This is a genomic window from Clostridium sp. K13, from assembly GCF_019734195.1.
Classification (GTDB): domain Bacteria; phylum Bacillota; class Clostridia; order Clostridiales; family Clostridiaceae; genus Clostridium.
Genome location: NZ_JAASHM010000017.1, coordinates 26,329 through 46,955 on the forward strand (window position 1 = coordinate 26,329; position 20,627 = coordinate 46,955).

21 protein-coding genes and 1 riboswitch are annotated in these 20,627 nt (G+C 28.1%); of the genes, 2 read left to right on the top strand and 19 right to left on the bottom strand.

Annotation, left to right across the window (positions count from 1 at the left end; all coding sequences use genetic code 11):
- The first annotated feature begins 2 nt into the window (after positions 1 to 2).
- Positions 3 to 842, top strand: coding sequence for an undecaprenyl-diphosphate phosphatase (locus HCG76_RS10860; protein ID WP_221700299.1), 840 nt, complete (start codon positions 3 to 5; stop codon positions 840 to 842).
- A 223-nt stretch (positions 843 to 1,065) separates the two neighbouring features.
- Here the strand turns inward: HCG76_RS10860 and HCG76_RS10865 are convergent, their stop codons facing one another.
- Positions 1,066 to 2,715 (bottom strand): sensor histidine kinase, encoded by a 1,650-nt coding sequence (locus HCG76_RS10865; protein ID WP_221700298.1) that lies wholly within the window; start codon positions 2,713 to 2,715, stop codon positions 1,066 to 1,068.
- A gap of 194 nt (positions 2,716 to 2,909) precedes the next feature.
- On the opposite strand from HCG76_RS10865, the gene HCG76_RS10870 reads away from it, so the two are divergent.
- Positions 2,910 to 3,476 (top strand): serine/threonine protein kinase, encoded by a 567-nt coding sequence (locus HCG76_RS10870; protein ID WP_221700297.1) that lies wholly within the window; start codon positions 2,910 to 2,912, stop codon positions 3,474 to 3,476.
- Positions 3,477 to 3,552: 76 nt separating this feature from the next.
- On the opposite strand, the gene HCG76_RS10875 is transcribed toward HCG76_RS10870, so the two are convergent.
- The 18 genes from HCG76_RS10875 to nudC all read right to left on the bottom strand — a co-directional run bounded on the left by HCG76_RS10875 (position 3,553) and on the right by nudC (position 20,621).
- Entirely contained in the window at positions 3,553 to 3,762 is a 210-nt protein-coding gene (locus HCG76_RS10875) for a heavy-metal-associated domain-containing protein (protein ID WP_221700296.1), read from the bottom strand.
- A gap of 86 nt (positions 3,763 to 3,848) precedes the next feature.
- Positions 3,849 to 6,248: a heavy metal translocating P-type ATPase gene (locus HCG76_RS10880; protein ID WP_370778858.1), complete on the bottom strand. Its 2,400-nt coding sequence runs from the start codon at positions 6,246 to 6,248 to the stop codon at positions 3,849 to 3,851.
- A 45-nt stretch (positions 6,249 to 6,293) separates the two neighbouring features.
- Positions 6,294 to 6,557: a metal-sensing transcriptional repressor gene (locus HCG76_RS10885; protein WP_221700317.1), complete on the bottom strand. Its 264-nt coding sequence runs from the start codon at positions 6,555 to 6,557 to the stop codon at positions 6,294 to 6,296.
- A gap of 475 nt (positions 6,558 to 7,032) precedes the next feature.
- Positions 7,033 to 7,986, bottom strand: coding sequence for a TDT family transporter (locus HCG76_RS10890; RefSeq protein WP_221700294.1), 954 nt, complete (start codon positions 7,984 to 7,986; stop codon positions 7,033 to 7,035).
- Between the two features lie 250 nt (positions 7,987 to 8,236).
- On the bottom strand, positions 8,237 to 8,695 hold the full coding sequence (locus HCG76_RS10895; RefSeq protein WP_221700293.1) for an MOSC domain-containing protein: 459 nt from the start codon (positions 8,693 to 8,695) through the stop codon (positions 8,237 to 8,239).
- Positions 8,696 to 8,700: 5 nt separating this feature from the next.
- Positions 8,701 to 9,672: a GTP 3',8-cyclase MoaA gene (moaA, locus tag HCG76_RS10900; protein ID WP_221700292.1), complete on the bottom strand. Its 972-nt coding sequence runs from the start codon at positions 9,670 to 9,672 to the stop codon at positions 8,701 to 8,703.
- Positions 9,673 to 9,690: 18 nt separating this feature from the next.
- Entirely contained in the window at positions 9,691 to 10,167 is a 477-nt protein-coding gene (moaC, locus tag HCG76_RS10905) for a cyclic pyranopterin monophosphate synthase MoaC (RefSeq protein WP_221700291.1), read from the bottom strand.
- 21 nt (positions 10,168 to 10,188) lie between these two features.
- Complete coding sequence (locus HCG76_RS10910; RefSeq protein ID WP_221700290.1) at positions 10,189 to 11,205, bottom strand: molybdopterin-binding protein; 1,017 nt, start codon at positions 11,203 to 11,205, stop codon at positions 10,189 to 10,191.
- Between the two features lie 15 nt (positions 11,206 to 11,220).
- On the bottom strand, positions 11,221 to 11,712 hold the full coding sequence (locus HCG76_RS10915; RefSeq protein ID WP_221700289.1) for a MogA/MoaB family molybdenum cofactor biosynthesis protein: 492 nt from the start codon (positions 11,710 to 11,712) through the stop codon (positions 11,221 to 11,223).
- On the bottom strand, positions 11,712 to 12,287 hold the full coding sequence (locus HCG76_RS10920; protein WP_221700288.1) for a molybdenum cofactor guanylyltransferase: 576 nt from the start codon (positions 12,285 to 12,287) through the stop codon (positions 11,712 to 11,714). The genes HCG76_RS10915 and HCG76_RS10920 overlap by 1 nt, the downstream gene beginning before the upstream one ends.
- A gap of 13 nt (positions 12,288 to 12,300) precedes the next feature.
- The gene (locus HCG76_RS10925; protein ID WP_221700287.1) at positions 12,301 to 13,506 is read right to left on the bottom strand and encodes a molybdopterin molybdotransferase MoeA; all 1,206 of its coding nucleotides are present in this window, start codon (positions 13,504 to 13,506) and stop codon (positions 12,301 to 12,303) included.
- A 123-nt stretch (positions 13,507 to 13,629) separates the two neighbouring features.
- Positions 13,630 to 13,765: riboswitch (molybdenum cofactor riboswitch) on the bottom strand.
- Complete coding sequence (mobB, locus tag HCG76_RS10930) at positions 13,760 to 14,269, bottom strand: molybdopterin-guanine dinucleotide biosynthesis protein B (RefSeq protein ID WP_221700286.1); 510 nt, start codon at positions 14,267 to 14,269, stop codon at positions 13,760 to 13,762. (Overlaps the previous riboswitch by 6 nt.)
- Positions 14,270 to 14,501: 232 nt before the next feature.
- A complete protein-coding gene (locus tag HCG76_RS10935) occupies positions 14,502 to 15,728 on the bottom strand; it encodes an NAD(P)/FAD-dependent oxidoreductase (protein ID WP_221700285.1) in 1,227 nt (408 codons plus the stop codon).
- On the bottom strand, positions 15,728 to 16,135 hold the full coding sequence (locus HCG76_RS10940; protein ID WP_221700284.1) for a 4Fe-4S dicluster domain-containing protein: 408 nt from the start codon (positions 16,133 to 16,135) through the stop codon (positions 15,728 to 15,730). Before HCG76_RS10940 ends, HCG76_RS10935 begins: the two co-directional genes overlap by 1 nt.
- A 42-nt stretch (positions 16,136 to 16,177) precedes the next feature.
- Positions 16,178 to 18,265 carry a molybdopterin oxidoreductase family protein gene (locus HCG76_RS10945; protein WP_221700283.1) on the bottom strand — a complete coding sequence of 696 codons (2,088 nt, stop codon included), beginning with the start codon at positions 18,263 to 18,265 and terminating at the stop codon, positions 16,178 to 16,180.
- A 228-nt stretch (positions 18,266 to 18,493) separates the two neighbouring features.
- Positions 18,494 to 19,360: an SDR family oxidoreductase gene (locus HCG76_RS10950; RefSeq protein WP_221700282.1), complete on the bottom strand. Its 867-nt coding sequence runs from the start codon at positions 19,358 to 19,360 to the stop codon at positions 18,494 to 18,496.
- 134 nt (positions 19,361 to 19,494) lie between these two features.
- Entirely contained in the window at positions 19,495 to 19,683 is a 189-nt protein-coding gene (locus HCG76_RS10955; RefSeq protein WP_195987444.1) for a (2Fe-2S)-binding protein, read from the bottom strand.
- A gap of 104 nt (positions 19,684 to 19,787) precedes the next feature.
- On the bottom strand, positions 19,788 to 20,621 hold the full coding sequence (gene nudC, locus HCG76_RS10960; RefSeq protein WP_221700281.1) for an NAD(+) diphosphatase: 834 nt from the start codon (positions 20,619 to 20,621) through the stop codon (positions 19,788 to 19,790).
- Positions 20,622 to 20,627: the final 6 nt, after the last annotated feature.

Sequence of the window (20,627 nt, forward strand, 5' to 3'; positions counted from 1 at the left end):
TGATGGAGTTTTTAGAAATTATTAAGGCCATAATTCTTGGTATCGTTGAAGGTGTTACAGAATGGCTTCCTATCAGTAGTACTGGACATATGATTTTAGTTGATGAATTTTTAAAACTAAATGTTTCTAAAGAATTTATGGATATGTTCTTAGTAGTTATACAACTCGGTGCTATTTTTGCAGTTATTTTATTATATTGGAAAAAAATATTCCCATTTAAATATGATAATGGCGTTAAAATTGAAAAAGATACTTTAATAATGTGGGTTAAAATTTTAATTGCATGCGTTCCTGCTGCTATCATTGGACTTTTATTTGATGATCAGCTTAATGCATTATTCTTCAATCCTACTACAGTTGCCGTAATGCTAATACTGTTTGGTATTTTATTTATAGTTATAGAAAACTATAATAAAGGTAAAAAACCTAAGATTAATAGTTTAGCAGAAATAACTTATACAGTTGCAATTATGATAGGACTTTTCCAACTTATAGCTGCAATTTTCCCTGGAACTTCTCGTTCAGGTGCTACTATTGTTGGAGCATTATTAATTGGTGTTTCTAGAACTGTGGCTGCAGAATTCACATTCTTCCTTGCAATTCCAGTTATGTTTGGAGCTAGTGCTTTAAAACTTGTTAAATTTGGACTTCAAACTGGGTTTGCCATGACTGGAAATGAATTAACAATATTATTAGTTGGAATGGTTGTAGCCTTTGTAGTATCAATAATTGCTATTAAATTCTTAATGTCTTACATAAAGAATAATGACTTTAAAGCTTTTGGATGGTATAGAATTATACTTGGTATAATTGTTCTTTTATATTTCTATGTTATTCGATAGTTTAATAAAAAGAAAATTATTAACAACTGAATTACCAAGCAATTTAGTAAGTGAATAGAGAAAAAGTAAGAGTGAAAAGTTAAGGAATAATTCAGCTAAGCTGAATTAAGAAAACATATATTTCAAAAAAACTGCCATAGTAGTTTCAACCTTAACTCTTCACTCTTCTCTCTTACCTTTAATAATAGAGTTTTAATATAATCCCTTTTTTCACACTATTTTATCAATACAATTCATATATATCCGAAAACTCTATATGTATTTTTTGTACTAATGGTTTATTATCTACGTCTATTATTTTATTATCAGTCTCTTCTTCAGTTTCTATTCTAACATTAGGTAATTTAACAACAAATTCACTACCTTTTTCAATACCTTTTTCTAAATAGACCTGTCCACCGTGCAATTCTACTAATGATTTAACTAAAGCTAATCCTATTCCGCTACCTTCTTTTTTTCTATTAAATGATTTATCCTCTTGTACAAAGCGTTTAAATATCTCTTCTTGTACTTCCTCTGATATTCCAACACCATCGTCTTTAATTCGTATAGTGACATAATCATCATCTGCATCCATAAAAACAAATATATTACCATTATAATTAGTAAACTTAACAGCATTAGAAAGTAAATTTAGAATAACTCTTTCTATACTTTCAGGATCACATTTTATTTCTAGCTCCTCAATATATGTATCAAATAATACATTAATATTTTTAGATTCTACATAAGGAACAATTGATAATATTATATCCTCAACTAAGCTAACAATTTCATAGTTAACAAAAGTAAGACTCATATATCCAGAATCTATTTTAGTCATATCTACCAAATTATTAACTAATCTTAATAATCTATAACAATTTTGTTTTATAGTATTGTCATATTTATTATAAGCATCCCATAATGCCCTATCCCCTTCTTTTTTATTAATATCTAATAACTGAACACATGAATAAATTATATTTATAGGTGTTTTTATTTCATGTGATAAATTTGCAAAAAACTGTCCTTTTGCCTTTTCAACTTCTTTTATTTCTTTATATTTTATTTTTAACTTTTTAAAGTCATTTACTTGACTATTTAGTCTAATACTTTCCTCTATACGTCTAACAACTTCAATATATAAACCAATAAGTAATATAAGATAAGCAATAAATGTTAATACTTTATTATACTCAATAACTTTACTACTACAATCATTGAATAATCTAAAATAAAATACTCTTCTAATTGTAAATACACTAATAGTTGTTATAAAAATTGTATATATAAATTCTCTTTTTCTCATACAACGTATAGCTAATAATCCTAATAATATGGCATAATAAATTAATATATTTATTTGAAATATGTTCCATATAAATGTATTTCTTTCTCGAAAAAATATATTTAAATTTAATTTTACTTCTAAATACGTTCCTATAATATTAATTATTAAAACTACTATTACAGATAACCTCTTTTTATCAATAATTTTTTTTACATATTTACTTTCATTAAAAATAGCAATAGTTAATAAAAATATTCTAAAAATAAAAGGAAATGTTATTAAACGCCCTGATAATCCTATACTTTGAACAATATAATTTAAATAAATATATTCAATAAAAATACTTATATATGATAAAGTTAAAATAAAGAATTCATTATTTCTATACATGTAGTAATATAATAAACAACATGGAATAGCTATTATACCTATTATTATATTAATTGAATTTAAATCCTTAAGTATCGGCAAGGATTTTATTTCATTAACATTAATTACTTTTATTAATATAAGACTACATATTAAAAACAATATAGTTGATATAAGCATATAAATAATATATTTTTTACTTTGTTCTTCATATTTTCTTGTTTTTTCCATACTTCTATGTTTTACCCCATAATTATTTATTTTTCGATTACTAACCATCACAATATTACCACAATTCTTATGATTTTATCTATAATTTTAAAAAATTAATTTTTTCATCATCATAAAATTACTTTTTGATTATATTAAGAAAATTTTACATTCATATTGCATATAATAATTAAAGCAATAAGTTAAGTGATTTTATGAATACTCTTATAGAATTAAATGATTGTATTTTACTTGGATCTGGAGCTGAAGGTAGTGTCTATTTAACACCAGAAGGATTTGCTTTAAAACGCTTTAACACAATAAAAGCTGCAAAGAAGGAAGCATCTATACTGGATAATGTTAAAGATAGCCGTTTTTTCCCTAATGTTATTATTAGAATTAGCAATATAGTCGTTAGAGAATTTGTACAAGGTGAGAATTTATCTCAACATCTCAAAAATAATGGATTATCATATTCTCTTTCTAAAGAATTAATTGATCTAATAGAGGATTTAAAGAGATTAAAATTTAAACGAATTAATATTAGAAATGCTCATATTTTCATAGATAAAAATGAAAAATTAATGGTAATTGACCCCAGAAAACCATATTCAAAAATTACTCCTTATCCAAAGGATATAATTAAAATACTTTTAAATTTAAATTTATTTGATGACTTTTTAAAAAATGTTGTAATTTATAGACCTGATTTACTAGATTATTGGATTGATGGCTATAACTTTGTTGTTTGTAAATATAGGCATCTTTTAAGATATGGATAATTTTAAGTATATTGAGAACCAAAATGAAAGTTAAGGGCCGAAGGCCCTTAACAAACTAAATTGCTTCATAATTTAGTTATAGTAATTCTATTGATACTACATCATATCCTTGATCTTCTATTTTTTCTTTTACTTCTTCATTACTAGATGATGTTTCTACAATTGCATATTTTTCTTCTAAGTTTACTTGAATTTTTCCTGAATCCTTTAATTCAGCTAATGCCTCTTTTACATGATTAACACAGTGATTACAACTCATACCTTCTATAAATATCTTTTTTAACATACTTCCTTACTCCTTTATTTTTAATATAATAATATTATTTAATTCTTCTTATAAATTTATTTAAAATATTTTTATTTTTTATATTATTAAGCCTTAAACCTCTTAAGTCTTAATGCATTTGCAAGAACCGAAACAGAACTTAAACTCATTGCAGCTGCTGCAATCATTGGATTAAGTAATGGTCCACCAAATAGATGAAGCACTCCCATAGCTACTGGTATTCCTAAAACATTATACCCAAATGCCCAAAAAAGGTTTTGTTTTATGTTTCTTATTGTTGCTTTACTTAACTTTATTGCTGAAATAACATCCATTAAATCACTTCTCATAAGAACTATATCTGCTGATTCCATAGCAACATCTGTTCCTGATCCTATTGCAATTCCTATATCTGCTTGTGCAAGAGCTGGTGCATCATTTATCCCATCTCCAACCATAGCCACTTTTCTATTTTCTCCTTGCAATTTTTTAACTTCATTTGCCTTATCTTCAGGTAATACCTCTGATAGTACTATATCTATTCCAACTTGTTTTGCTATAGCATCTGCAGTTTTCTTATTATCTCCAGTTATCATAGCAACCTTAATTCCCATATTATGAAGTTCCTTAATTGCTTTAATACTACTTGGTTTTACAGTATCAGCAACAGCTATAATTCCTTCTAAGGAATTATTAATTGCAATATACATAGGTGTTTTTCCTTCATAAGCTAATCTATCTGAATCTTCTTTAAGAACTCCAATATCTATAGAGTTTTCTTTCATTAACTTTAAGTTTCCAAGTAATATAGTATCTCCTTCTATTACAACTTGAATACCATGACCAGGAATTGAATTAAAGCTTTCTAATTGCTTTAATTCAATATTTTTTTCTTCTGCACCTCTAACAATAGCTTCACCTAAAGGATGTTCTGAACCTTTCTCTGCACTTGCTGCTAAAGATAATAACTCATTTTTATTTTTCTCTTTAGTAACTATATCTGTTACTACTGGTTTACCTTCAGTAATAGTACCTGTTTTATCAAATACTATTGTATCTATCTTATGAGTTATTTCTAATGCTTCTCCACCTTTAATTAAAACACCATTTTCTGCACCCTTTCCAGTACCAACCATAATGGCTGTTGGAGTTGCTAAGCCTAATGCACATGGACACGCAATTACCAATACTGATATAAATATTGTTAATGCAAATACAGGTGTTTCACCTGCAATTAGCCATGCTATCGATGCAAGTATTGCTAATCCAATTACTATTGGCACGAAATATGATGATATTACATCTGCCATTTTTGCTATTGGAGCTTTTGACCCTTGAGCATCTTCTACTAATTTTATAATTTGAGCTAATGCAGTATCCTTACCTACCTTAGTTGCCTTATATTTAATAAATCCTGTTTTATTAATGCTAGCTCCTATAACATTACTTCCTATAGTCTTTTCTACTGGAATACTCTCTCCTGTAAGCATTGATTCATCAATAGATGTTGTTCCTTCAATAACTTCACCATCTACAGGCAATTTTTCTCCTGGTTTAACTAATATTATATCTCCAACTATAACTTCATCTATAGGAATTATAGCTTCTTTTCCATCTCTAATTATTGTTGCTGTTTTAGGTACCAATCCCATTAACTTTTTAATAGCCTCTGATGTTTTTCCCTTTGAGATAGCTTCTAAGTATTTTCCTAACGTTATAAGTGTTAATATTGTAACTGCTGCTTCAAAATATAAATGCATAGCATAACTAGTGTCACCTGTAGCTATTTTATACATTCCAAAAATACTATAAAGAAATGCTGCACTTGTTCCCACAGCTATTAAAGAGTCCATATTAGGACTTAATTTAAACAGATTTTTATATCCTATTAAATAAAATTTATATCCAACTATCATAACTGGTACTGTTAATATTATTTGAAATAATGCAAAATTCATTGGATTTATCATTGGATCAATAATTTTAGGTAATGGCATTCCTACCATATGCCCCATAGTTACAATTAATAATGGAATTGTAAAAATACATGAAAAAATAAGTCTTCTTAATAATTTATCCTTATCACTTAACTTCTTTTCAGCATTTTCTTTCTCTTCTTCTCTTATAAGCTTATATCCAGCTTTTTCAACAGCTCTTTTTATATCTCCATATGTTACCACATCATCATCTACAGTTATACTTAACTTTTCAGTAGTAAGATTAACTACAGAGTTTTCTACACCATCAATTTTTTTTGTTACCTTTTCTACTCTACCTGCACATACAGCACAAGTCATACCTTCAACCTTGTAAGTATGCGTTTTAATATTTTTAACTACTTTATAACCTAAAGCTTCAACCTTCTTTTCAATATCATCAGATGATACTTTATTTTCATCAAAATCAACTGTTAAAACTTCTGTTGTTAAATTAACATTAGCATCCTTCATACCATCCATTTTTTTAACTCCACGTTCAACTCTATTTGCACAAGCTGAACATGTCATTCCACCAACTTTATATTTTTTATTCACGCCTTCTCCCTCCTAGGCTTATTTAGAAACCTTCTCAAATAAGCTCATAATTTCATTTATTTTTTCATCTCCGTTATTATTTAAAATTGCATCTTTCACACAATGATCTAAATGTCTTTTTAAAATTTGTATGTTAGCCTTTTTTAATAATGATTGAACTGCAATTATCTGATTAGATATATCTACGCAATATCTCTCATCTTCTATCATTTTAATTATTCCTTCAATTTGACCTTTTGCTATTTTTAAATTTTGAATTGCTTTTTTTCTTTCTTCCATAATATCCTCCATTAACACCACCCCCCTGGGGGGTATATATTTATTATAATACTTTTTTTATATTAGTCAATCTTATTTTTCATCATTATTATTTTTTTATTCAAAAATTTTTATATTATATAAAGCTTTTATTTCTACTTATACCTTTATTTTTCATACATACTTTATCTAATACAGTAAAAAATATAACTGTATTATTTAAAGAGGTGATATTTATGAGTAAATGCCGTACAAAATCTGATCCAAGCTGTAAGGACTATGCTGAGAAAATAAAAAATAAAGCAAATGAAAAAACTCCTTTTGAAATTGATAAACCAACAAAACATTATTAATAACAATAAAAAGCTCCTAGGATTATAAATCCTAAGAGCTTTTTTATATATTATTTATTTTTATCTTATAAAAGTTTCGAGTTAAAAAATAATATTCCTAGCTAATTAACTCTAATTTTAATTTAGAATTAAAATTTTATATAAATCTAAGAATTTTGTTTATAACTATTTACTAACATCATAAAGAATTTAAATAATACAACTGATATTATACCTGTTGTTATATATATTTGAATTCCTGATATTTGTTGAACAATCTTCCCAAAAGTTTCATAACCTTGTGCTATTAAGTATCCAGACATTTTAGTTGATGCAACTATTCCTATAGCCATAGGGAATGTTAAAGCAGCAAATCCTGGATGGAATATATATGAGAAGAATTTTGGTAATTTAATTAATATAAATATTAATGCACAAATTACTGCAAAGTATAAATAATATACTATAAATTTATTTGGTGTTTGAATAAAGTTAAAGTAACTCACTAAGCAAAGACTTGATGGTGCAAGTACTATTGCTTGAGTATGGAATACTGGATCCTTTATTTCATGTTTTGCTAATCTATAAATCATAAATGGTATTATAATAGTAAATACTGCGATACCATAATAAACAACTATTTTCCCTATTAAAGGTTCATTCATTACTCCACCAACAACTGTTGAAACCATAATACCGTTATAAGTAACAAACCAACTTGGAACAAAAGTTTGCATATTAACGCCTTTAATTACATTTCTATATGTAAATACTAAAATATGAATAGCATGTAATATTAAACCTGCAAACCATAATGTTTTACCGAAAATAGGACTTGCATTATAGAAATAACTACCTAATATCATAGTTATCATTGTAAATCCTGCATAAAGTGATGCTGGTACTGTATTAGAATATTCCTTCATACAAGTTTTTGGATATACAGCAAGCTTAACAACATATGTTAATAATACAACAACTGCAGCCCATGAAGTTATGTGTCTAATCCATGTATAACCCATATTAGAATATACAGTTGATAAAGTTAACGCACCTACCATAGTTGGTAAAATAGCAACTGGTAAGTTTTCAATCTTTTGTAATAATGACTTATTATTCATAATTCCCCCTAAATAAATATAATAATAAAATAAGTTCTATATATATCTTGTGCATTTTTTTGAAGTTTAATTATTTTGTTAATTTTTTCACTTTTTAATCAACAATTCTACTAACTTCCTAAAGACAAATATGATTATACTTAACAGAACTCATTAAGTATGTGATTTTTATCACAATATTGTTAATTTTTTAATTATTTTTTATAGATATAAAAAAAAGAACTGAATTATTACAGTTCTTTTTTATTTTTTATAAACTTAATATTTTTTTGCCACTATCTACTAAATTACATTCATCTCCAACTTTAACTTTTCCACCTTTTAATACTCTAGTAAAAATACCATTCTTAGGCATTATACACTCTCCTACTTGATAGTATATTGCACATTTGTCATGGCATTCTTTACCTATTTGAGTTACTTCTAAAAGAATATCCTCTCCAATAGTTAATCTTTGTCCTACTGGTAATTTATTTAATTCAAATCCTTCAATAACTAAATTTTCTCCAAAAGCACCGAAATCTACATTTCCACCCTTATTTCTAAAATCTTCTATTTTTTCTAAAGCTAAAAGACTTACCTGTCTATGCCATTTTCCTGCATGAGCGTCTCCCTCAATTCCGAACTCTTCTATAAGATTTGCTTCTGCAACTTCATTTTTTAATGTTCCCTTATGTTTACTTGTACATATAGCTATAACTTTTCCCATCTTTTCTATCCTCCAATTTGATTCATAAACTTTAATTCTTTATGTTCACTCTTTTCTAAGAATAAATGCTTTTCTGGCTTATCATAAATATTTTCATAAATTACTTTTTTCAAATCATCATCTTTTATTCCTGATCTAAGCATAGACTTTAAATCAACTCCATAATCAAAATGTAAACACTGCTTTAAAAAACCTTCTGGAGTTAATCTTATTCTGTTACATTCTTCACAAAAACAATTACTCATAGCACTTATAAACCCTATTTTACCTTTAGCTCCATTAACTTTAATATAAGATGCTGGTCCTCCGCTCTTACTTCTAACTACCTCTTCATAATTTGGATATCTTTCAGTAATAAATTTTAAAACTTCTTCATTAGTAGCACCTTTATAGTTAACTGCAATACCAATTGGCATAAGCTCTATAAATCTTACATCTATAGGTTTTTCTTTTGTAAGATTAACAAAATCTATTATTTCATCTTTATTAATATCATTTACTATAACAGTATTTAGCTTAACTTTTATCCCTAAAGCTATTGCCTTATCTATAGCTTCCAATACTTTGTGTAGGTTTCCTACTCTAGTTAATTTATTAAATCTATCTTCTTTTAATGAATCTAAACTAATATTAACCCCCTTAAGGCCATTCTTAGATAATTCATCTATCATATCTGCTAGTAAAATCCCATTTGTAGTTAAATAAATTTCTTCAATTCCCTCAATATTATTTATTTTACTTATAAGGCTAACTACTCCTGGTCTTACAAGAGGCTCTCCCCCTGTTATTCTAACTTTTTTGATTCCTAGTTTTGCACTTTCTTTTACTACTTTATATATTTCATCATCAGTTAACTTTTCATCTTTGTTTAAGAATTTATTTCCTTTTTCATCCATGCAATAAATACATCTTAAATTACAATTATCAGTTACAGATACTCTTAAATAATCTATTTCTCTTCCAAACTTGTCTTTCATACTAATTAAGAGGGTAATTTAAAAGTTAAACTCCCCACTCTTTCCTCCTGTTTTTTTAAGCAAATGAGTTCCTTCTATAACCATTCTCTTATCTACAGCTTTACACATATCATAAATAGTTAGTGCGCTAACCATAGCAGCTGTTAATGCTTCCATTTCAACTCCTGTTTTATCAACTATTTTTACTGTAGCAGTTATTCCTATATAGTTTTCCTCTTTATTTATATCAAAATCTACATTACAACTTGTTATCATTAAAGGATGACACATAGGAATTAAGTTCGATGTTTGTTTACTAGCCATTATTCCAGCAACTCTAGCAACTCCTAATACATCTCCCTTTCCAATTTTCCCTGCTTCTATTAGTTCTAATGTTTCCTTACTTACCTTAATTCTTGAAACTGCAACTGCAACTCTAGCAGTTTCATTTTTTTCTGAAACATCAACCATTCTAGCATTTCCACTATTATCAAAATGAGTTAATTTATTATCCATTATTTATCCTGCTTTCTAAAATTATTTTCCGAATGAACAATGTGGGAAAGTACATACATTACAATCTAAACATAATCCACCATGCCCATATTCAACTATATCCTCTAATGATAATCTCTCATCACTTAGTACTCTTGGTAATACTAAATCAAGTACTGTTCTCTTTGAATACATAGCACAACTTGGTACTCCTAATATAGGTGTATCTCCATGATATGCAAGTAAGAACATTGCTCCTGGTAATACTGGTGAGCCATAAGTTACTAATTCTCCACCACATTCCTTAATTGCAGTAGGAGTTACATCATCTGGATCTACTGACATTCCACCAGTACAAATAATCATATCAACTTTTTCATCAATTCCTTTTTGAATCTCTTCTATTATTCTTTCTTTTTCGTCTGGTAATATTACTTGTCTCACTACCTCACTACCATAATACCCCAACTTTTGTTTTATTACAGGTAAGAATGCATCTTTAATTCTTCCCTTATATACTTCATTTCCTGTAGTTATTAATAAACATTTTTTAGGCTTTATTTCTGAAACACTTATTATTTTTTCTTTAATTAATTCTTCTGCAGTTATAATTCTTTTTTCATCTATTATTAATGGAATAACTCTTGTTGCTCCAACCTTTTCACCTTTTTTTATTGGAGTATTATTATGTAATGTAGATACTATAATCTCTCCAACAGAATTTAATTTAAATAACTTTTCTTTATCTATCTTTAAAACTCCATCTATATCAGCAAAGAAATCAACTTTTCCTTCCTTTATTTCATCCGAAAGCTTTATTCCCTCTCCAACAACTAAATTTGATATTCTTGTTGCTGCATCATTCTCATGAAGCTGCCCTTCAACTGGTTCCCAAACATAAACATGTTCTTTTCCTATAGATAATAGCTTTTCAATATCTTCTTCCTTAATTATATGACCTTTTTTAAAAAGTCTTCCTTTAAACTCCCCTGGAATTATTTGTGTAACATCATGTGAAAGTATAGTTCCTACTGCATCTTCAACTTTTATCATTTTCATCTCTATATACCTCCTTTATTTTCTGGCACAATCTTTTGCTGTTCCTAATAATATATCAATTCCGTGCTTTATATCATTTAACGCATAATCTAACGCTTCTTTACAAGCCTTAGGACTTCCTGGTAAATTTACTATTAATGTATCTCTTCTTATTCCTGATACAGCTCTTGAAAGCATAGCTCTCTTTGTAATTTGCATACTATACATTCTTATTGCTTCGCATATTCCCGGTGCTTCTCTTTCAATTACTTCTTTTGTAGCTTCCGGTGTAATATCCCTTTTAGAAAATCCAGTTCCACCAGTGCTTAATATTAAATTTACTTTAAGCTCATCGCTCATATATCTAAACTCATTAGCAAGCATTTCTTTATCATCAGGTAATATAATTTGTTTTACTACAGTAAATCCTGCAGCTTCAACTAATTCTCTTACCACTTCTCCACTTTTATCTTCTCTTTCTCCAGCATATCCCTTATCACTACTTGTAATTATTCCAACTGTATACATTATAATTCCTCCAATTCTTTATATTCCTTTTCCGTATTTATATTTAAAAAGTCTTGCTCTATAAATTTACTGTTAATATCGCCTTCAATTACTTTTAAGTTTAAAGTTCTTATTAATAATTGTAGCTTATTATTATTTTCTTTTATTGCTTCTTCAATTTTAGAAATTATATTTTTAGAATACACCCCACATAATGGCTGTAATCTTTCGCTTACTTTTGGCACTAATACATCGTATTCTTCTTGGTAACTTCCTATTATATTTAATGTTTCCTTTGTAATTAATGGCATATCACAAGCAATACATAAAACCTTATCTGTAGTTGAATTAATAAGTGCAGAATGTATTCCGCTTAATGGTCCATTACCCTTATATATATCTTCAACTATTCGTAAGTTAAATCCTTTATATTCTTCTAAATTATTCGAAATTATAATTACTTCTTTATAATCTTTTCCAGCTTCAATTATATGCTCTATAAATCTCTTTTCTTTATAAGTTAATAAAGCTTTATTATTATAGTTCATTCTACTACTTTTTCCACCTGCTAGTATAGCTAAAGTCTTATTTATCATAAGTACCTTCTCCTTAAAACTTTATTATATCTACTATTTCTCCAACCTTAATTCCTTCATTTCCATCTTGAACTTCTATCATACAATTTGAATTTAAATTAGAGCTTAATATTCCATTTCCACTTTTAATTTGTGTTATATATACTACTTGTTTTCCTTCTTCTATAGCTGCTCTTGCCCTAATAAATCTTCTTTGAGGGCTATTCTTAATAAAATCATCACATAAAACAGCTTTTTCTCTCTTTACTTTAACATTATCGTATCCTGACATTTTTTCTAATGATGTCTTTACAAAAAGCTCAAATGCAGTTAAAGCTGCCGTTGGATTTCCTGATAAACTAACAACTAATGACTTGTTAACTTTACTACAAAGTACTGCCGACCCTGGTTTAATTTTCACTTTCCAAAATAATCTTTTACCATTTATATTCTCTATTGATTCATTTAACAAATCCTTCTCACCTACAGAAACACCACCTGTAGTTATTATTAAATCCATATTCTTTGAAAGTTTACTTATATACTCTTCTATTTGGCCTTTACTATCATTTACATGGGCAGTATAGCTAACGTCATATCCTAATTCTTTAATTCTAGAAATTATACTATACTTATTACTATTAAATATTTTTCCTGGCATTAGTTTATTATCTATATCAATAACTTCATCACCAGTACTTATTAAAGCAATTTTAGGTAATTTATAAACATTAATTTTTTCTACTCCTGCACTAGCAATAATTCCTATATCAGCGTAATCTAATCTTTTACCTTTTTTAACTAGCAAGCTTCCTTTTTTAATATCCTCGCCTCTAAAACATATATTTTCATTTTCTTTAATAGATTTATTTAAAACTATATAGTTATGATCTATTAATTTAACATCTTCTTGTTTTATTACAGCATTTGCTCCACTTGGTATTGGAGCTCCTGTCATTATCCTTACTGCTGTTTTTGAAGTAACTAAGCTATTACATACATTACCTGCAAAAACTTTATCTATTACATTAATCTTTTCTTCTGATTTACTATCCTCTGCTTTTATAGCATATCCGTCCATTGCCGATTTATTAAATGGAGGATTATCAATCTCTGAAAAAACATCTTTTGCTAGTATTCTTGTAATTCCGTCCATTAAATTAACTTCTTCAATATCTAGCTGTTCTACATTTTTATTTAATATATTTAGTGCTTCTTCTAATAATATAAATGACTTCATTTACTCACCTCTTAAATAAAAATAGGCTTATTACTTCATATTTTAGGTATGAGTAATAAGCCTATTTTAAATATAAAAACCTAAAATCTAGGTCTTAAATTAACTAGTAAATAATTAAATATATTTAAATCAACTTATTTTCCTTCCCAAAACGTGGAGATAATACCTTTTCAAATATCACCCTTGAATTATAAAAATTCCGGCTTAAGCTCCATAGAATATATCCTTAGGATACTTAGCTCTAGAAAATATTTTATTGATAATTTTCAAACTTAAATTCTTTTTCTTTTTCAATTAAATCTGCAAGCTTCTTATAATTTTCTCTCTCTACTACAATTATATCTTTAATATCTAATTTAATATCACTTGCAATTGCAATTATTTTTTCTTTTGGAGTTATTATTTTATCACTTACTCCATTTCTAAATACTTCAATTTTTCTTAAATAGCTTTTTTTATAACCTTCAACTAGTATTATATCTTTGTCTAATACCATTTTAATAATATCATTAAGTTCTGTTTCTTCTTTCAATTCTTTTATCATTGCTAATCTATTTTTAGAAGAAATTATTACTGTTTCTGATCCTGCTTCTCTATGTTTATATGTATCTTTTCCCTTTTTATCTATATCAAATCCATGCACATCATGTTTTATGGTTGCTATGCTATAACCTCTAGCTTTTAGTTCTTTTATTAAGCCTTCAAGTAAATAAGTTTTTCCAACATTAGAACTTGAACCAACTATATTAATTACTTTGGACATTAATTTCATCCCTTATATTATATTTTTAGTTTGCATTATATAGACTCTTTTTATTTTTGTAAATACCTTATTTTATTATATCATTTTAAAAGTAATAAATTAGAGTTAAAAATGAAAATTTATACTTTTTCCATTTTTAACTTCTAACTTATCTTAAAGGAAAATCAACTCACGACTGTCCCTGAGTACACTAAAGTGTACCTTCAACTAACCAAATTGAAAATTGGGGTTCTTACTTATAGCTAAACTCAAAGTTTTTTTCTATGTTGAAGAAATCTGCGTAATCTATGTCAAATAGACTCTTAGTTACTTTAGAAACATCAATATTTTCTTTTATAAGCTGAGTTAATACTCCTGCATAAGAAAGATCTCCTTGAATTATAGCTCCATAAATCTTTCCATCTTTATGAATTATCTTCTTGTAATTATCTCCATCAACATGAGTTTCAACTATATAAGTTTCATCAGCTGGTTCTACCATCCCAAGAGACATTGTAGCTACTCCTACAAAGTTCATTGTATTTTTGCTACCAAAGAAATCTGTCATTTCACTATCTTTACCTAACATATTGTTAGCTGCAATTATACCTTCTTTTACTGCTGTTGGCCATATTGGATTTCTTCCAGTAACATCTCCAGCACCATATACATTTTCTATATTAGTTTTACCTTTTGCATCAATAATTAGTCCAAATCTATCACATTCTACATTACTATTTTCTAAGAATGCTACATTAGATCTTACTCCAGTTGCAACTATTACTAATTCACATGGAACTTCTTCCCCTGTATTTAATAATAAAGCTTTTGGATTATTATTTTCATCTAAGATTAACTTTTCGGCTTTAACACCTAATTTTAAAGAAACTCCTGCTTCAGTAAATTTCTTTTCATATACATCAGACGCATGCTTATCTAATTGTAATGGAAGTATTTTATTACCCATTTCAACTAAAGATATATTTAATCCTTGTCCAACAAGACCACTTACTGCATCTATACCAACAAGACCAGCTCCTAAAACTACTACGTTTTTAACTTTTGCAGCTTGCTCTTTTATTAATATAGCATCATCTAAGTTTCTTAACCCAACTACATTGTTAGCTTCTCTTAATCCTTCAACTGGAGGAATGAAAGCTGATGCTCCACTACAGACTACTATCTTATCGTAGCTTAAAGTTTCACCATTAGATAATTCTAAAGTTTGTTCAGTATCATTAAGTGACTTAACTTCTACACCTTTAATCCAAGTTATGTTATTTTCTTCAAAGAAGTTCTTTCCTGTAAAGTTTAATGCTTCAACATCTCTATGATTTGAAATATAGTGATGAAGTATACATCTTGAATATACATTTTCATCCTTAGATACTAATATTATTTCAGCATTTTTATCTAAATCTCTTAAAGTACTTGCAGCACTTATTCCTGCTGCTGAGGCTCCTATAACAACATATCTCATTATTCTGTTACCTCCTCTAAAGTAATTGCTCCCATTGGACATTTAGCTACACATTGTGGTGTTCCTTGAGCTTTACAATTATCACATTTCATTATTTCTTTATGCACTCTGCTATCTGCTTTTAAAACTCCATAAGGACATGCCATTACACACATATAGCAACTAGCACAATGTTCTTTATTATATTCTACTAATCCAGTTTCTTTATTTTTACTCATAGCACCAGTCATACAAGTATAAACACATTCCGGTCTATCACAGTGTCTACAGAATATTGGTGTATATTTTCCTGAACTATCTATAGTTATTCTACTTCTTGTATCTTCAGAATCATGAGCTACTATACATGCTGTTGTACAAGTTAAACATCCTACACATTTATCTCTATCAATCTTAATTCTTTCCATTACTAATCACTCCTTAAGTGAAAATTAAATTTTTTTGTTTTATTATTTCTTTATAACTTTTACTGCAACAGTTTTAAATGATGGTTCCTTTGAATATGGATCATAAACTGAAGGTGTAAGTGCATTTGTTTCTATATAGTGTATTGGAGCATATAAATGATCCTTTTTAACATGATCAGATATTTTTATAGTAAAATCTCTTGTTACACCATTTTGAGAAGCTATTGCAACTCTTTCATTATGTTCTATATTTAACTCTTTAGCTAACTCTGGATGCATAAATGCATAAGATTCCTTTGAGTAAATTCTTTCTGATTCATCAATTTCTCTTGATCTAACTTGAGTATGCCATTGTCCTACTGTTCCTCTTCCTGAATTAAATATATATGGGAACTCTTCTGATGCTTGTGTTGGATTTTCAGCTATATCTTCAAAGTGGAATTTAGCTTTCTTTGAAGGAGTATAGTAATTGCCATCTTCAAATAATCTTCTTTCATCTTCAGATAAAGTTTCTCCAGCTCTAAATGGCCATTGAACACCTCTTGAACCTTTCATATTTTGTCCTTCAAGCATTTCATAAGTTACACCAGTTATATCGCAAGGCATTCCCTTAGAACATTTCTTTAATAACTCAAATGTACTTCTTGGAGTTTCCCATCCTTTAAGGTTATCTCCCATTCCAAGTTCTTTACCAATATTGTAGAATATCTCAAAATCTGATAATTCGCCTTCTTCTTTATCAACTACAGGATTAACTTTTGATAATCTTCTTTCAGTGTTTATTAAAACACCTTCTTTTTTAATTGCAGGTACTGAAGGTAAGTATAAATCACAAAGTTTAGCACTATCAGTATCTTCATATATATCTTGAACTACGAAGAAATCTAAGTTCTTAACACACTTTTCGAATTCTTCATTATTCGCCCATGAATGTCTTGGGTTTGTACAAATAACCCATAACCCCTTAATTTCTCCTGAAATAGCTTTTTCTATTATTGCATTGTATGGAATTGTTGGTTTAGTAGCAAGATAGCTTTCATCTACTCCTATAGCTTCAGAAACAGCTTTTCTACGTACTGGATTATCGAAGTCTCCACCACCGAATAACCCTGCTGTGTTACTGAATGCTCTTGATCCCATAGCATTACATTGTCCTGTTAAAGAGTTAGCACCTGTTCCTGGTCTACCAATGTTTCCAGTTATTAATGCTAAGTTAATTATTGATTGAGCTGTTCTAACTGCTTGATAACCTTGGTTAACTCCCATTGTCCACCAGAATGAAACTCTTTCTCCTGCATGAATTATTTCAGCAAGCTCAACAACTCTCTCTGCTGATATTCCTGTTTCAGCTTCAACATTTTCTAATGTGAATTTAGCAACATGATTTTTGAAGTCTTCATATCCTTCTGTATGGTTTTCAATATAGTTTGTATCTATATATCCTTTTTCTATTAAAACATTAGCTAAAGTATACATTAACACTAAATCAGCTTTTGGTTTAACATCTACCCATATATCTGCATTCATAGCTGTTTCAGATTTTCTTGGGTCTATAACTATTACTTTAGCATTTTTATTTTCTTTAATACGTCCCCAGAATACTGGATGAGCTATAACTGGATTTGCACCAATTAAGAATATTGTATCTGATAATTCAGCATCATTTAATGTATATGGAGGAGCATCGAATCCAAAGCTTTGCTTATGAGCAACTACTGATGTAGCCATACATAATCTTGTATTACCATCACCATTAATCCCCATATGGTTTCTACCTACATGTCCAAGTAAAGCCATGTCTTCTGTTGGCATTTGTCCTGTACTAATGAAAGCAACACTTTCTTTACCATACTTTTCTTGAATGCTTGTCATTTTTTTAGCAAATGTTTTAAATCCTTCTTCCCATGAAATTTCTTTCATTTCACCATTTTCATCTCTTAAAAGAGGATTTTTTCTTGCTTTAATTTTAGTTTGTTGCTTATCTAAATTTAAACCTTTTATACAACAAAAACCTTTATTTACAGGGTAGTCAACAGTAGGTGAAACCTTAGCAATTTTACCATTTTCTACATAAAAATCTATATTACATGCTAATGCACATAAATTACATGTTGATTGAATCTTCTTCATACTACTTTCATCTCCAATTCACAATTTTAATAAATTTTATATTCAGTATTATTTCAGATTCATTTTATCATTAAAAAATACTTACAACTGTGATTATAATCACAAATTGCCTTTTTTATTGTCATTAATTTAACAATATTTTATCTAAAAACTCTTTTTTTATTTAATTAAAGGTAAAAATTAAGCTATTGAATTATTTTTTAATAACTCAATAGCTTATAAAAGTATTTAACTATTTACTATTTCTCCTCCATTTATATGAATGGTTTGCCCTGTTATATAAGAAGCAGCTTCTGATGCTAAAAATACGTATGCTCCTGCACATTCAACTGGCTGTCCAGCCCTTGCCATAGGAGTATTAGCACCAAACTGTGGAATTTCACTTCCTTGAAAACTTGATGGTATTAACGGTGTCCATATTGGCCCTGGTGCAACAGCATTAACTCTTATACCACTTTTATTCTTTGCTAATGATGTAGATAGTGATCTTGTTAATGTTACTATTGCCCCTTTAGTCATGGAATAATCTATTAACTTTTCATTTCCTGCATATGCAGTAACTGATGCTGTATTTATTATACAAGCGCCAGCTTTCATATGCTTTAACGCTGCTCTTGTCATATAAAATGTTCCATAAACATTAGTTTTCATTGTCTTATCAAATTGCATATCTGTAATTTCTTTAAAATCCTTACATTCATATTGAACTGCAGCATTATTTACTAGTATATCTATTTTTCCATAATCACTAATAACTTTTTCTATAACATTAGTACAAAAACTTGATTCTGCTATGTCACCTTGAATTATAGTACATTTTTTTCCTATTGTTTCAATTAATTTTTTAGTATCTTCTGCATCCTTTGCTTCATTATAATATACTACAACAATATCAGCACCTTGATATGCATAAGATACTGCTACTGCCCTACCTATACCACTATCTCCACCTGTTATTATTGCAACTTTATCCTTTAATAAATCACCACTCTTTATATATTTCTCATCATAGTAAATAGGTTCAGGATTCATTTCATGCTCAAATCCTGGATGCTTATCTTGATGTTGTGCTGGAAAGCTAGTTGGAAAATTCATATTATCACTCCTAATAATAATTTAATTAATCTAATTTATTATTAGTTACTTTCCACTTTATAATACTTGTTATTTATATAAAAAATTCACCATAACAAAAAATATTGTCATGGTGAACTTCTAAATACAAACTATTAAATTATTCTTTTCTTTAATAACTCATCAACAAGAGCCTTAGCTTCGGCTAAACATGAGCCGCATCCTTTTCCACAGTTAGTTGCATCTTGCACTTCTTGAAAAGTGTCTGCTCCATTTTCTATTGCTCTTTCTATATCATCTACTGATACATTAAAACAATAACATATCTTTTTGTTCTTATCCATATGTTTTACCTCCATACCTTTAAATCTATAAAAATATCAGCTATTTATATAATTTACAATTTATTTTGTCATTATACTAAAACATATCTATAAATCTTTAATAGTTATATTTCATCTAAAATTGAATCTATAATTTTTCTTGCAATTGTATTTTTATCTGGTAATATTGGTAAATTATCTTTACTATACCAATCTGCATGGATAATTTCTTCACCATCAACTTTTATTTCTCCACTTTCATATTCTGCTGTAAATCCAATCATAATTGAATTAGGATATGGCCATGGCTGACTTGAAAAATATTTAATATTTTTTACTTTTATATTCACTTCTTCTAATATTTCTCGTTTTACACACTCTTCTAATGTCTCATTTACATCTACAAATCCCGCTACATTACTATGTAAGCCTTCTGGAAAGTTTTTGTTATTAGCTAATAAAATCTTATCCCCTTTAGTTATCCCTACTATTATTGCAGGACAAACTTGTGGATAACTCATATATTCGCATTTCTTACATTTCATTGCAAACTCATATCCAACAAATTCATTTTCACCGCCACATACTCCACAAAACTTATTAGTCTTATGAAAATGAATAATTTGCGCAGCTCTTCCACAAACGGGAACAATATCTTTCTCTATAATTGCTGATCCCTGTCTTAAAGCAATAAATTTTAATTCTCCTGTTATCTTAATACATGAACTTATTTCACCACAAAAACAATGAATTCCTTTAAATGTACCTAAATGATATATTATTTCAAGACCATCAATTAAATTTTTAATATCCTTAAATGTTGGAATAAAGACTTTTCCCATATCTTCTTTAATTAAAATCATCTTATCTTGAAATAAAAAATATAAATCTTCATCTCTATTTCCAGCTGGGAATTTAGCATTTGCTATAAAGTTCATATAATTATCAGTATTATTCATATATTT